Origin of the sequence: Kitasatospora sp. NPDC057940 (assembly GCF_042887425.1) — a bacterium.
Lineage (GTDB): Bacteria > Actinomycetota > Actinomycetes > Streptomycetales > Streptomycetaceae > Kitasatospora.
Genome location: NZ_JBHVPH010000004.1, coordinates 448,953 through 461,594 on the forward strand (window position 1 = coordinate 448,953; position 12,642 = coordinate 461,594).

At 74.5% G+C, this 12,642-nt stretch carries 10 protein-coding genes; 6 read left to right on the forward strand and 4 right to left on the reverse strand.

Annotated elements, in window-relative coordinates:
- The first annotated feature begins 43 nt into the window (after positions 1–43).
- The gene (locus tag ACFVTF_RS10375; RefSeq protein WP_387811642.1) at positions 44–742 is read left to right on the forward strand and encodes a hypothetical protein; all 699 of its coding nucleotides are present in this window, start codon (positions 44–46) and stop codon (positions 740–742) included.
- Positions 743–845: 103 nt separating this feature from the next.
- Here the strand turns inward: ACFVTF_RS10375 and ACFVTF_RS10380 are convergent, their stop codons facing one another.
- The gene (locus tag ACFVTF_RS10380; RefSeq protein ID WP_387811645.1) at positions 846–3,203 is read right to left on the reverse strand and encodes a glycosyl hydrolase family 18 protein; all 2,358 of its coding nucleotides are present in this window, start codon (positions 3,201–3,203) and stop codon (positions 846–848) included.
- A 285-nt stretch (positions 3,204–3,488) separates the two neighbouring features.
- On the opposite strand from ACFVTF_RS10380, the gene ACFVTF_RS10385 reads away from it, so the two are divergent.
- The 3 genes from ACFVTF_RS10385 to ACFVTF_RS10395 all read left to right on the forward strand — a co-directional run bounded on the left by ACFVTF_RS10385 (position 3,489) and on the right by ACFVTF_RS10395 (position 6,031).
- On the forward strand, positions 3,489–4,136 hold the full coding sequence (locus tag ACFVTF_RS10385) for a class I SAM-dependent methyltransferase (protein ID WP_387811648.1): 648 nt from the start codon (positions 3,489–3,491) through the stop codon (positions 4,134–4,136).
- 119 nt (positions 4,137–4,255) lie between these two features.
- Positions 4,256–4,933 (forward strand): hypothetical protein, encoded by a 678-nt coding sequence (locus ACFVTF_RS10390; RefSeq protein ID WP_387811651.1) that lies wholly within the window; start codon positions 4,256–4,258, stop codon positions 4,931–4,933.
- A 51-nt stretch (positions 4,934–4,984) separates the two neighbouring features.
- The gene (locus ACFVTF_RS10395; protein ID WP_387811654.1) at positions 4,985–6,031 is read left to right on the forward strand and encodes a hypothetical protein; all 1,047 of its coding nucleotides are present in this window, start codon (positions 4,985–4,987) and stop codon (positions 6,029–6,031) included.
- Here the strand turns inward: ACFVTF_RS10395 and ACFVTF_RS10400 are convergent.
- Positions 6,028–8,241: a hypothetical protein gene (locus tag ACFVTF_RS10400; protein ID WP_387811657.1), complete on the reverse strand. Its 2,214-nt coding sequence runs from the start codon at positions 8,239–8,241 to the stop codon at positions 6,028–6,030. The genes ACFVTF_RS10395 and ACFVTF_RS10400 overlap by 4 nt on opposite strands.
- 369 nt (positions 8,242–8,610) lie before the next feature.
- On the opposite strand from ACFVTF_RS10400, the gene ACFVTF_RS10405 reads away from it, so the two are divergent.
- Positions 8,611–9,198, forward strand: a complete 588-nt coding sequence (locus ACFVTF_RS10405; RefSeq protein WP_350879397.1) for a TerD family protein — start codon at positions 8,611–8,613, stop codon at positions 9,196–9,198.
- Between the two features lie 63 nt (positions 9,199–9,261).
- Here ACFVTF_RS10405 and ACFVTF_RS10410 read toward each other — a convergent pair whose 3' ends face one another.
- Positions 9,262–10,926 (reverse strand): ABC transporter permease, encoded by a 1,665-nt coding sequence (locus ACFVTF_RS10410; RefSeq protein WP_387811660.1) that lies wholly within the window; start codon positions 10,924–10,926, stop codon positions 9,262–9,264.
- The gene (locus tag ACFVTF_RS10415) at positions 10,923–11,849 is read right to left on the reverse strand and encodes an ABC transporter ATP-binding protein (RefSeq protein ID WP_387811663.1); all 927 of its coding nucleotides are present in this window, start codon (positions 11,847–11,849) and stop codon (positions 10,923–10,925) included. The genes ACFVTF_RS10410 and ACFVTF_RS10415 overlap by 4 nt, the downstream gene beginning before the upstream one ends.
- 98 nt (positions 11,850–11,947) lie before the next feature.
- Here ACFVTF_RS10415 and ACFVTF_RS10420 point away from each other — a divergent pair, with 98 nt between their 5' ends.
- Positions 11,948–12,478 (forward strand): GbsR/MarR family transcriptional regulator, encoded by a 531-nt coding sequence (locus ACFVTF_RS10420; protein ID WP_387811709.1) that lies wholly within the window; start codon positions 11,948–11,950, stop codon positions 12,476–12,478.
- Positions 12,479–12,642 lie beyond the last annotated feature (164 nt).

Sequence of the window (12,642 nt, forward strand, 5' to 3'; positions counted from 1 at the left end):
GGCCGAGCGGGCGGCACCGCTGAGCCCTCGGGAGGATGTGCAGATGGACCTGGAGACGATGCCCCGGCGCGGTCGGCGGGCGGTGGCCCTGGCGGGCCTGGCGCTGGCGGCGGTGGTGACGGTGGCCGGGTGCAACGGGGACGGCAAGACCTCGTCGGACTCGGCGGCGGCGGGCGCGGCCACGACCTCGGCGGGCGCGAGCACCTCCCCGGAGGCCCCGGCGTCCTCCGGCGCCCCGTCCGCGCCGGCTCCGACGGCGAGCCCGTCGGCCACGTCGGACCAGCCCGGCCAGACGCCGCCGACCAAGTGGGCCCCCACCGCGGCCTCGCCCGCCCCGGGGCAGCCGTCGACGGCCGGTTCCGGGGGCACTCCCCCGGGCCCCGGGATCGCGGTGGGCGAGCCCGACCCGGCCGGGTCGGGGGCGCGCCCGGCGGTCTCCTACCGGGTGGACGGCAGCAACGGGCTGACCGTCTACTTCTTCGGCGGGGTCTGCCAGAAGTACGCGCTGAAGGCGGACGAGTCGCACGCCGGCCGGGTGGACGTCAGGATCGTGGTCGCGGCGCCGGTGCAGCCCGGGCAGGTCTGCAACGCGCTGGCCAAGCGGCAGTCGGTGTCCGCCGATCTGCGCTCGCCGCTGGCCGGGCGGACGGTGACCGACCAGTCGAGCGGCCAGAACGTGCCGCTGGAGGCCGATCCGCACATGGGCCCGGACCCGGTCACTCCGGACGTCGCCGGCCAGTAGCCGCGACAACCCGGCAACCGCGACGACGGTGCGGAACGCGGAAGGCGGCCCCGGGGGGGGGCCCCGCGGGCGCCCCCGCGCGGGCCCACCGGCGTGCCGGACGTCAGCGCAGGCTGCCGTCCATGGAGTTGAGCAGCGTGCCGGAGGCGTCGTCGTTCTCCAGGGAGAAGGCGAACAGTCCGCCGAGGCCCTTGCTCTTGGTGTAGGCCCCGCGCGCCTGGATGGCCTGCGGGGTGTCGCCGGTCCAGAAGTTGGTGCCGTCGTAGACCCAGCTGCTCTCGGTGACCGGGTCCCAGTGGGTGGTGGCGGCGGTCGGGTTGAGCTCCTTCCAGGCGGCCAGTCCGGCCTCCTGGCTCAGCGGCTTGGCGGCCGTCGGGCCGGTGGCGCTCTGGTACAGGCCGTAGTTGGAGCCGGCCGGGACGCCCGTCCAGCCGCGCCAGTAGAACGGGATGCCGAGCACCAGCTTGTTGGCCGGGAAGCCGCCGGGGATGCCGTACTCGGGCAGGCCGGTGGTGTACGCGGCGAGCATGGTGTCGACGTTGTACTTGCGGGTGCCGGGGGTGATCGGCGTGGTCGGGTCGGCCGGGCTGTCGTGCAGCGGGTCCTGGTGGTTGGTCGGGCCCTTGGCGTCCCAGGCGCCGTGCATGTCGTAGGACATGACGTCGGCGTAGTCGAGGTAGTTGCCGATCTTGTCGGTCTCCAGCTGGGCGATCTTGTCCTGGCCGCTGGGCAGGGCGGTGGACAGCAGGTAGCGCTTGCCCTGGGCGGAGCCGAGCGCGTCCAGCTGGGTGCGGAACTCCTTGAGCAGGAGGGTGAAGTTCTGCTTGTCGGCGGGGGAGTAGTGGTTGCCGGTGTGGCCGCCGGCCGAGCCCGGGTACTCCCAGTCGAGGTCGACGCCGTCGAAGATGCCGGCCGCCGTGGCCGCGCCGCCGGAGGCGTCGCCCGCGACGCCGGTCGGCAGGTTCCCCTTGAGGAACATGTCGACGCAGGAGGAGACGAAGGTCTTCCGGGAGGCGTCGGTGGCGGCCGCGTCGGAGAAGTACTTGGAGTACGTCCAGCCGCCGATCGAGATGGTGAACCGCAGGTTCGGGTACTTGGCCTTGAGCTGGCGCAGCTGGTTGAAGTTGCCCTTGAGCGGCTGCTCCCAGGTGTCGCTGCTGCCGTCCACGCTGGTGCCGGAGTTGTAGTCGGACTGGTAGTCGGCGTAGGCGTCGCCCGCGCCGTCACCGGCGTTGGGGTTGTTCTCGTTGGTCGAGTCGGAGGCCTTCACCGCCTGGAAGCAGGTGAGCTTGGTGGGGTCGATGTTGGCGAACGCGTAGTGGATGACGTCCAGCTTGCCCGCGGCGCCGCTGGTGTCGACGTTCTTCGGGTAGTACGCGTTCTCGTAGACGCCCCACTGGTCGAAGTAGGCCGAGCGGACGGGCTGTTGCGCGGGGGCGGCGGCCGTCGTGGTGCTCACCGCGGCGGACTGGGCGGAGGCGTGGGAGCCGGAGTAGCCCTGGACGCTGAAGGTGTACGCCTTGCCGGGCAGCAGCGAGCTGACGGCGACGGAGGTGCCCATCGAGGTTGCGACCAGCTGGCCGTTGGACCACACCTTGTAGGCGATCGGGCCGTCGCCGGTGGTCAGGGTGGAGGGCTGCCAGGTGAGCACCACGGCGCCCGCGGTGACCTTGGTGGCGGCGACGCCGGTGGGCGTGGTGACCTTGCCGTCCCCGGCCGGGCCGCTGGCGGTGGCCGTCGCGGTCGGGCTGCCGGACCCGGTGGGGCTGCCGGTGGCCGTCGGGCTGCCGCTCGCAGTCGGGCTGGTGGACGCGGTCGGACTGCCGGACGCGGTCGGGCTGGTGGAGGCCGTCGGGCTGCCGCTCGCGGTGGGGCTGCCGGTGGCCGTCGGGCTGCCGGTGGAGGTGGGCCCGGCCGGGCCGGTCAGGCTGAGGTCGTCGGCGTAGTAGGCGCCGGTGCCGTACCAGCCGTGGGTGAAGACCGTCACCGAGGTGGTGGTGGCGCCGGTGGTGAAGGTGGTGCTCAGCTGGTTCCAGCCGGTGCCGCCGGGCGTCCAGACCGAGGAGTTGACGCCCGTCCCGGTGGCGCCGAGGTAGACGTAGCTGCCCTGGACGAAGCCGGAGAGGGTGTACGTGGTGTTCGGCTGGACGGTGACGGTCTGCTGGCACTGCGCGGTGTCGGAGGCCGAGGCCGCGCCGCTGAGCGCGTAACTCCCGCCGTGCACCGGGGTGGTGACGACGGAACCGTTGGCGCAGGTCCAGCCGGCCAGGGTGCCGGCCTCGAAGTCGCCGTTGGCCAGCAGGTTCACCGGGGCGGCCGAGGCGGGGCTGAGGGTCAGGGCGAGGGCGGCGCCGCTGGTGCTGAGCGTGGCGGCGAGGGCTAGGGCCAGGGCCCGTCTGCGCGGGGCGGTCCGGCGCCCGGCGGCCTGGGCGGGCCGTGCGGGCATGACGCGGTCGTGCATGCGGTGTGTCCTCCGGATGTGTGGGGGTTCCGGCGGTGCGTGGCCCGGGGTGGGCCGGGGGAGCCGCCCGGGCGCTGTGGGGGCGCGCGGGCAGGTGGAGCGTGCCGACGTACGGACGGCGGGCGCGGCGGGCCGGCTGACCCGCTCGCGTCACGACATCACAGATTGGACTGGACCAATATTCGCCGTCAAGGGTGTCCGCCCGCTGGACCGTTGCGGGCCGCCGACGCCCGGGCCCGGTAGGTTGACCGCTGCGGAGCAGGCCCGCCGAACGGAGGACTCGCGATGGACAGCCAGGACTGGGACGACCGCTACGCCGCGACCGAACTGGTGTGGGGCGCCGAGCCCAACCGCTGGGTGGTCCGCGAACTGACCGGCCTCACCCCGGCCCACGCCCCCGGCCACGCCCTCGACCTGGCCGCCGGCGAAGGCCGCAACGCCATCTGGCTGGCCGGCCGGGGCTGGGAGGTCACCGGGCTGGACTACTCCGCCGTCGCCCTGGAACGTGCCGAGCGGCTCACCGCCGACCTGCCCGACGAGGTCGCCGACCGGCTCACCTGGCGGCACGGCGACGCCCGCACCTTCGAGGCCCCCGCCGCCGGCTACGACCTGATCCTGGTCGCCTACCTCCAGGTCCCCGCCCGGGACCGGCGGGCCGCGCTGCGCCGCGCCGCCGCCGCGCTCGCCCCCGGCGGCACCCTGCTGGTGGTCGGGCACGACCTGAGCAACCTCACCGAGGGCGTCGGCGGCCCGCAGGACCCGGCCGTGCTGTTCACCCCGGAGGACGTCCTCGCCGACCTCGCGGACCGCGGCCTGCGCACCGTCCGGGCCGAACGGGTGCACCGGACGGTCGGCCCGGAGCCCGGGCACAAGGGCGAGGGCGCCGGCGTCGCGGTCGACGCGCTGGTGCGCCTGGAGCGGGGTGCCGAGTGACGGGGCACCGAGTGACGGGGCGCCGAGTGACGGGGCACCGAGTGACGGGGCGCCGAGTGGCGGGAGACCAGGGGGAAGGGGAGCAGACAGTGGCGGGCCGAGTGATGGGGAGCCGGGCGATGGAGCACCGAGTGGCGGCGCGGCCGGCCCGGCGCACCCTGCTCACCGGCCTGGCGATCGCCGCTCCGGTGCTGCTGGCGGGCTGCTCGGCCTCCTCCGGCAAGGCCGGCAAGAAGGCGGGCAAGGAGGCCGGCGCGGCCAGGGCGAGCGACGCGGGCGGCGAGGCCCTGGTGATGATCATCCGGCACGGCGAGAAGCCGGACGGCGGCCACCCGGGACTGGACGAGAACGGCCACCACGACGGCAAGTCCCTGACCGAGCGCGGCTGGTCCCGCGCCCGGGCGCTGCCCACCCTGTTCGTCCCGCCCGCCCCCGGCCTGCGCACCCCCGCCCGGATCCTGGCCGCCGCCGACCAGGGCCCGCTGGCCGGGGCGCACCGGATGCGGCAGACCGTCACCCCGCTCGCCGCCAAGCTCGGGCTGACCGTCGACACCGACTACGCCGAGTCCCAGGAGACGGCGCTCGCGGGCGCCGCCCTGGCGGGGCCCCAGCCGACGCTGATCTGCTGGGAGCACTCGCGGATCCCGCGGATCGTCGAGGCGCTCGGCGCCGCCGGCAGCGGCGCGCCCGCCACCTGGCCGGACCGCTTCGACCTGGTCTGGGTGTTCGCCCGCCCGGCCGGCGGGGCCTGGACCTTCCAGGAGGTCCGCCAGCACCTGCTGGACGGCGACGCCTGATCCGCCTGCGGGCTGACGCAATGTGACGAAGCGTCAATTAGCTTGTGAGTCATGAGAACTCGCACGTTCTTCGCCGCCGCGGCCGTCACGGCGCTGCTGCTGTCCGGCTGCGCCGGATCCGGCTCCGAGGACGGGCCGCGGCCCCGGCCGACCCGGGCCAGCGGCGCGCCGCCGACCGGAGGCGAGCACCGGGCCGACGGCGCCGAGCTGCTCTACCGGGCCGAGGGCGGTCGCAGCGCCCAGAACCCCGCCTTCGCCCCGGACGGTCGCTCGGTGCTGCTGACCGAGTTCAGCGAGGGCTACAACAAGGGCGCCGCCGCCCTCGGGGTGCTGCCGCTGGACGGCGCCCGCGCACCGCAGAAGGTCCTGGAGGATCCCGACAAGGCCGCCGTCAACCTCCCGGGCACCAGCTGGAACGCCGCCACCGGCGCCTTCACCTTCGCCACCGACCGGGAGTCCGGCCACGACGAGGTCTGGCTGATGACGCCCGGCGGCAGCCCCGAGCGGGTCACCCGGCACGAGGACGGCAGCGGCTACAGCGAGCCGAGCTTCTCCCCGGACGGCGCCTGGATCGTCTTCCAGCAGAGCTGGGAGCCGGAACACGCCGCCGTGCACGGCGACGACGCCGAACAGGACTCGCTCTGGAAGGTCCGCCGCGACGGCGGCGCCCCCCTCCGGCTGGTCGACGGCAAGGGCACCGGCACCGACAACCGGCAGCCGAACTGGTCGCCCCGGGGCGACCGGATCGTCTTCCAGCGCCGCGCCGCCGGCAGTGAGAACTGGGCGCTGTGGACGGTCGGCGCGGACGGCACCGGCCTGCGCCAGGTCACCGACGTGCCGGGCGAGCACACCGATCCCACCTGGTCCCCGGACGGCCGGTACCTGGTGTTCTCCTCCAACCTCGGCGACCTGCCGAACGCCCAGGTCTTCGTGGTCGCGGCCGACGGCGGCCGCCCCGTCCGGGTGACCGGCGACGACGGCTCGTACGACGGCGCGCCGAGCTGGTCCCCGGACGGGAAGTGGATCGCCTTCGAGTCCGCCCCGGGCGGCGAGGCCAACCCCGCCGCCCTCTGGCGCATCCCCGCGCCCGCGCTCTAGCTCACTGTCACCGTCACCACCGAGTACTGCACGACGGTCAGCGGCACGCTGACCGTCCCTCCCGTGACGGTGTACGGGACGGGCTTGGGCGTCGGGTCGGTGCCGTCCGGGGTGGCGACGGTGACGGCCGTGACGGCGGCGCCGGCCGGGAGGGCGTAGGAGAGCGTGCAGTTGGCGGGCGTGGTGCGGAAGGCCGCCGGGGTGTCGCCGAAGTTGGTGAAGTTCACCAGGTGGACGACGGTGTCGTTGCCGAGCCGCCGCGCGTCCAGGAAGATCCGGCGGTCCCCGGCCAGGGTGACGGCGGGCGGTGCGGACCGGCGGACGGGGGCGAGCAGTTGGTCGGCCGAGGCCTGGTCGGTCTTGGTGAGGTAGCTGAGCCCGGCCCGGTCGCGGACGTACCAGCAGGTGCCGCTGCCGTAGGCGTTCTGCCTGTTGGCCGGCAGCGGGCTGCCCCGACGCAGTCCGAGCACGTCGGAGAGCGCGAACTCGGCCCGCTGGCCGCCCAGTTCGTCGAGCGCGGTGGGTGCCGGGCCGGTGATCACGATCGTCCCGCCGGCCGCGACGAAGCCCCGCAGCACGGCCGCCTCGGCGTCCGAGACCGCCTGGAGGTCGGGCAGCAGCAGCACCTTGAACCGGGCCAGGTCGGCGGCGGCCAGGCCGGGGCTGGGCACCGTGTCGAACGGGATGTGCGCGTACACCAGCGCCTTCACCGTGCCCCGGAACTCGCCCAGCCAGGGGACGGACGCGCAGCTCTGCTCCGGGTCGTCGCCGCCCCACCAGTCGCTGATCCCGGCCGGCGCGGTCGCGTTGACGTACATTCCGATGCCCGCGCCCGGGCTGACGTAGTCCCGGGACGGGCTGGAGTGGTAGACGCCGACCTGGGCGGCCGAGGCGGCGTTGTAGAGCCGCTCCTGGTTGCTCTGGACGAAGCGGTACATCCGGGCGCGCATCGCCGCGTCCACGGTGTCGTTCTTGTACGGCGTCTTCACCTCGTAGGGGTTGCAGCCGGCCGCGATCAGCTGGGACATCACCAGCGAGGCGTCGTCGGCCTGCCAGCCGTAGGAGAACGCCCAGGCGGGCTTGGTGCCGCTGGCGCCGCGCGCGTACTTGTACATCGAGATGAGACAGACCCAGTCGGAGGCGGTGGCGTGCCGCATGCCGTCGTAGTTGCCGAGGATGTCCACCTCCCAGACCTGGCTGACGGCGCCCTCGGCCTGGCGCAGGTAGCCGCCGTCCAGGCCGATCGAGGTGGCGTAGCGGTAGTCCATCGAGACGGTCTCGACGAAGGTGACCAGGTCGGGGTTGACCGCGCGCCCGGCGGCGGCGATGTCGAGCTGGAACCGGAGCAGGTTGCGGTGGCGCCATTCGAGGTAGCGGCGGAACACCGGGTCGGCGAAGTCCGCGGCCTTGGGCAGGGCGAGGCCGCTGTCGGCCTTGAAGGCGGCCGCGCCCCAGGTGGAGGCGTCGCACCAGGAGAGCACGCCGTCGAAGTAGATCGGGACGTCCGGCCAGATGCCGTCCACGCCGGTGGCGGCCACGCCCTTGATCCGCTTGAGGTAGTAGTCCCGCCAGGGCGAGTTGGGGCTGAGCCAGACGCTCTCGTCGCCCGGGTCGACCCAGACCACCACGCTGCCGTAGAACACGTTGGGCTTTCCGGCGAGGTCGCGCTGCACCCAGGCGCCGCCCTGGTCGTTCTTGTAGAACGAGCGGCCCTTCTCGCCGCCGGGGGAGATCAGCTCCAGGGAGGGGTAGTACATGACGACCTTGAGGCCGGCGGCGTGCGCCAGGCCGGTGAAGGTCTTCACCTCGGCCATGTGGGCCGCGAACTCGGCGTCGGTCAGCCAGTTGGAGAGCAGGGTGTCGAGTTCGATGACGCTGACGTTCTGCGCCTTGAGGGCGTCGACGGCGCTCTGCATGTCGGCGGGCTCGTTGAAGGTGCCGTCGCCGACGCGGGCGAACCGGGCCCAGTCCGGCCAGGGCTGCGCCGTGGCGGCGCCGCTCGGGAGGGGCGCGGGTACGGGCGCGGACTCCGGTACGGGTGCGGGCGCGGGCTCCGGGGCGGCGGCCCAGGCCTGGCCGCCGGGCAGCAGGCGGACGGCGGCGAGCGCGCCGCCGGTGCCGAGGCCGGCCCGCAGCAGGCGGCGGCGGCCGAGGCGCGAGGTGGTGGCGGCGGTGGCGGGTGCGGGCGGTGTTCCTTCGTGCTCGGACATGGTGGTCCCCCCAGCGTGGGTTGGCGGATCACGGGAACGTGCGCGGAACGCGGTGCGTCGGCGGCCGTTCTCCCGGTCGGCGGCGCCTCCGAGCCGACCCTAGACCGCGCGCCGCCCGCCTGTTCGGCCCCTGTTCGCGGCTACGCCAGACGTCGGATCGCCGGTTGCCAGGTTGACCGAGCCGGATTGCGCGCCGCCCCGCGCAAGCTCCTCCCCGGGGCGCTTGACAGTGTGCAGACCGCCCCCGGTGGTGACGGCGGGGGGAGCGCGGGGTAGGGGTGCGGGGAGCGCGCCGGTCGGATGATCACAGAAGTTCGACAGTGCTGTAGATTCACGGCACGGAGCGGCGGCAGGAACGAGGAGGGCACGATGAGCGTTTCGCTGGCCAAGGGGCAGAAGATCAGCCTGGAGAAGCCGGGCGGCGGTCAGCTGAGTGTGGTCCGGATGGGCCTGGGCTGGAAGGCCGCGCAGCCCAAGGGCTTCTTCGCCAAGCTGCTGGCCGCCGGTCGGGAGATCGACCTGGACGCCTCGGCGGTGCTGTTCTCCCAGGGGCGGCCGGTGGACGTGGTCTTCTTCCAGCACCTCAACAGCAATGACGGTTCCGTCCGGCACAGCGGCGACAACCTGGTCGGCGGCGCGGGCGACGCGACCGACGACGAGTCGATCACCGTCGACCTGACCAAGATGGCCGCCGAGGTCGACCAGATCCTCTTCACCGTCAACTCCTTCACCGGCCAGACCTTCCAGGAGGTCGAGGCGGCCTTCTGCCGGCTGGTCGACGAGCAGACGGGCGCCGAGCTGGCCCGGTACACGCTCACCGGGGGCGGCCCGTACACCGCGCAGATCATGGCCAAGGTGCAGCGCACGCCCGCCGGTTGGCAGATGACCGCGATCGGGCAGCCGGCCAGCGGGCGGACCTTCCAGGACCTGATGCCGGAGCTGGTCAAGCACCTGTGACCCGGCCCGGGGCCGACCCGTCGCGGCCGGCCCCGTCCGCTTGCCCCGCCGTGGCCCCGGGCGTCAGCGCACTTCGAGGTCGCGGCGCCGGAACCCGGCCAGCGCCAGGGCGATCAGGGCGGCCGCGACCAGGGTGAGCGCCGCGAGCGGCGTCCAGTCCATGGCGGCCGCCGGGAGCCGGGGCACCTGCCCGAACGGGGAGAGCCGCTCCAGCCCCGCCGGGAGCTTCAGCAGCGGGCCCAGGTACCCGATCACGAACGCGTACGCCGGCACCAGCCAGGCCAGTTGCGTCGCCCGGGGCAGCCAGCCGTACACGGCGGCGGCGAACCCCACCGTCACCCACTGGGCGGGCGCGAACGCCAGGGCCGCGCCGACCAGTCGCGGGAACGCGCCGGCGTCACCGGTGGACAGTGCCCCGGCCAGGCCGAAGCCCACCCCCGCCGCGAGCAGCACCGCGGTCGAGCCCAGCAGCGCCGCCGCCAGGTGCCCGCCCAGCCAGCCGGACCGGGACACCCCGGTGGCCAGCACCGGTTCGGCCCGCCCGGCGCTCTCCTCGGCGCGCGGGCGCAGCGTCGCCAGCACCGCGTAGACCGCGCCGACCACCGCCACCACCAGCAGGGTCATCGCGGCGAAGGAGTCGGTGAGCGAGCGGCCGCCGAGCCGGGCGAGGGCCTCCTTCAGCTGGTCGACGTCCTTGACCATCGCGTCGGCGCCGCCCAGCAGCGACCCGTACATCGCGCCGAGCAGCAGCAGCGCGACCGCGAAGCCGCCCAGCAGGCCGCGGTGCAGGCGCAGGGCGAGGCCGAGCGGGGTGCCGAGGGCGGGGCGGGCGGTGGGCGGCCCCGGGCGGGCAGCGCGCAGCCCGGCGCCCACGTCCCGTCGGGTGCTCAGCGCGAAGCCGGCCGCGCCGGTGACGGCGGCCAGGGCGAGCGCGGGCAGCAGCGGCCACCAGCGGTCGTCCACGAAGGGGTAGCTGCGCTGGAGCCAGCCGATCGGCGAGGCCCAGGAGAGCCCGTTCGACCCGGCGTCCCCGGCCGCGCGCACCGCGTAGGCGGCGCCGAGCACCGCGAGGGCCAGCCCGGAGGCCGTCCGGGCGTGCGCGGTGACCTGGACGGCGACGGCGGCGACCGCCGCGAACAGCAGCCCGGCGGCGGTGGTCGCGGCCCCGAACAGCAGCGCGCCGCCGGTGCCGAGCCCGGGGACGCCGAGGGCGGGCAGCCCGGCGGCGAGCAGCAGGCCGAGCGCGAGGTCGGCGACGGCCGCGGCGCCCAGGGCGGCCGCGAGCTGGGCGTGCCGGCCGACGGCGGCGGAGCGGACCAGCTCGGCCCGCCTGCTCTCCTCCTCGGCCCGGGTGTGCCGGGTGACGGTCAGCACGCTCAGCAGCCCGGCCAGCACCGCGAGCAGGCCGAGCAGCCGGTGGCCGAGCATGGCGCCCCAGGTGTAGTCGGCCAGGTAGTGCCCGGGGCCGGTCATGGCGAGGACGGCCGGGCCGGCGGAGGCGTGGGCGATCGAGGCGCGGTCGGCGGCGGTCGGGTAGAGGGTGTGCACGCTGTTGGCGCTGGCGAGGGTGAGCAGGCCGAGGCCGAGCACCCAGGCGGGGAGGCGGAGCCGGTCGCGGCGCAGGGCGAAGCGGAGCAGCGTGGCGGTGCCGGCCAGGGTGGTGCGCCGGCGGGGCGGGCGCGGGGCCGTGGCGGGCGCGCTGGTCGAGGTGGTGGTGGCGGCGGTCATCGGGCGGCCTCGCCGTCGACCGGGTGCCCGTTGGCGGCCAGCTCGTCGCCGTAGTGGCGCAGCATCAGCTCCTCCAGCGTGGGCGGGTGGCTGACCAGGCTGCGCAGTCCGGCCTCGCCGAGGCGGCGGACGGCGGCGTCCAGGTGGGCGCCGTCCACGGCGAAGCGCACCCGGGCGCCCTCGGTGCGGACGGCGTGCACGCCCTCCAGCGTCTCCAGCCCGGTGACGGGGCGGTGGGTCTCGGCCTCGACCGTGGTGCGGGTGAGGTGGCGCAGTTCGCCGAGGCTGCCGGTCTGCACCACCCGGCCGTGGCGGATGATGCTGACCCGGTCGCCGAGCTTCTCCACCTCGTCCAGGATGTGGCTGGACAGCAGGACGGTCCGCCCCTGGTGCCGGGCCTGGAGGACGACGTCCTGGAAGACCACCTCCATCAGCGGGTCGAGGCCGGAGGTCGGCTCGTCGAGCAGCAGCAGTTCGGCGTCGGAGGCGAGCGCGGCGACGATGGCGACCTTCTGCCGGTTGCCCTTGGAGTAGCTGCGGCCCTTCTTGGTGGGGTCGAGGTCGAAGCGCTCGATCAGCTCGTCGCGGCGGCGGCGGTCGAGTCGGCCGCGCAGCCGGGAGAGCAGGTCGATGGCCTCGCCGCCGGTGAGGTTGGGCCACAGTTCGACGTCGCCGGGGACGTAGGCGAGGCGGCGGTGCAGTTCGACGGCGTCGTGCCAGGGGTCCTTGCCGAGCAGCCGGGCGCTGCCGCCGTCGGCGCGCAGCAGACCGAGCAGCACCCGGATGGCGGTGGACTTCCCGGCGCCGTTGGGCCCCAGGAATCCGTGCACCTCGCCGGTCTCGACGGTGAGGTCGAGGCCGTCCAGCGCGGTGGTCCGGCCGAAGGTCTTGCGGAGGCCGGTCAGGGCGATTGCCTTCGTCATGCTGCTGAAGCTACCGTAGTTTCAGAAAAACGTGAATATTGGGAAGGCGTTAAAGTTCAGTCGAGTTGTTGATCACCGGAGAGGGGAAGGCGCGCGTGGTGGAGCGGGAAGCGGAGAAGGGGCGCGACGAGCAGGCGGTGTCGGACTTCGTCGAGCGGTTCGCGGCCGAGCTGGTGGCCGCGGGCATGGGCCGGATGCCGGCCCGGCTCTTCTCCTGCCTGATGGCCGAGGAGAGCGGCGTCCTGACCTCCGCCGAGCTCTCCGAACGGCTGCGGATCAGCCCGGCCGCGGTGTCCGGCGGGATGCGCTACCTCACCCAGATCGGCCTGGCCGCCAAGGAGCGCGAGCCGGGCTCGCGGCGCGACCGCTACCGGGTGCTGAACGACGTCTGGTTCGAGTCGCTGACCCGGCGCGACGAGTACCTGCTGCGCTGGGTGCGGGTGCTCAGGGAGGGCGAGGCCACCGTCGGCGCGGGCACCGTCGCGGGGGAGCGGCTGGCGGAGAGCGCGGCCTTCTTCGCGTTCATGGTGGACGAACTGCACGGCATGCTGGCGCGGTGGCGGGTGCACCGGGCGGCGCTGGGGCCGGGGGCGCTGCCCAGGGCCGGGGCCGGGTCGGATCCGGCGTAGGCCTCGGGCTGCCTCTCGGTTTCGGGAGTTCGGTAGGGCGGGGCGAGGAACGCGGAAGGCCCGCACCAGCTTGGGTTCAAGGGGTCGTCGCAACACCGCTTGGTTTCAGACGGTGAGTAGATCACGTAGACGCTCGGCTGGGGTATCCCAGCCGAGCGTCTTGC

Bases quoted from the DNA above. Each gene is read 5' to 3' on its own strand.
- ACFVTF_RS10395 (WP_387811654.1), top strand. From the start codon at position 4,985: ATGAGAACTCGCACGTTCTTCGCCGCCGCGGCCGTCACGGCGCTGCTG.
- ACFVTF_RS10410 (WP_387811660.1), bottom strand. From the start codon at position 10,926: ATGACCGCCGCCACCACCACCTCGACCAGCGCGCCCGCCACGGCCCCG.
- ACFVTF_RS10415 (WP_387811663.1), bottom strand. From the start codon at position 11,849: ATGACGAAGGCAATCGCCCTGACCGGCCTCCGCAAGACCTTCGGCCGG.
- ACFVTF_RS10385 (WP_387811648.1), top strand. From the start codon at position 3,489: ATGGACAGCCAGGACTGGGACGACCGCTACGCCGCGACCGAACTGGTG.
- ACFVTF_RS10400 (WP_387811657.1), bottom strand. From the start codon at position 8,241: ATGTCCGAGCACGAAGGAACACCGCCCGCACCCGCCACCGCCGCCACC.
- ACFVTF_RS10375 (WP_387811642.1), top strand. From the start codon at position 44: ATGGACCTGGAGACGATGCCCCGGCGCGGTCGGCGGGCGGTGGCCCTG.
- ACFVTF_RS10380 (WP_387811645.1), bottom strand. From the start codon at position 3,203: ATGCACGACCGCGTCATGCCCGCACGGCCCGCCCAGGCCGCCGGGCGC.
- ACFVTF_RS10405 (WP_350879397.1), top strand. From the start codon at position 8,611: ATGAGCGTTTCGCTGGCCAAGGGGCAGAAGATCAGCCTGGAGAAGCCG.
- ACFVTF_RS10390 (WP_387811651.1), top strand. From the start codon at position 4,256: ATGGAGCACCGAGTGGCGGCGCGGCCGGCCCGGCGCACCCTGCTCACC.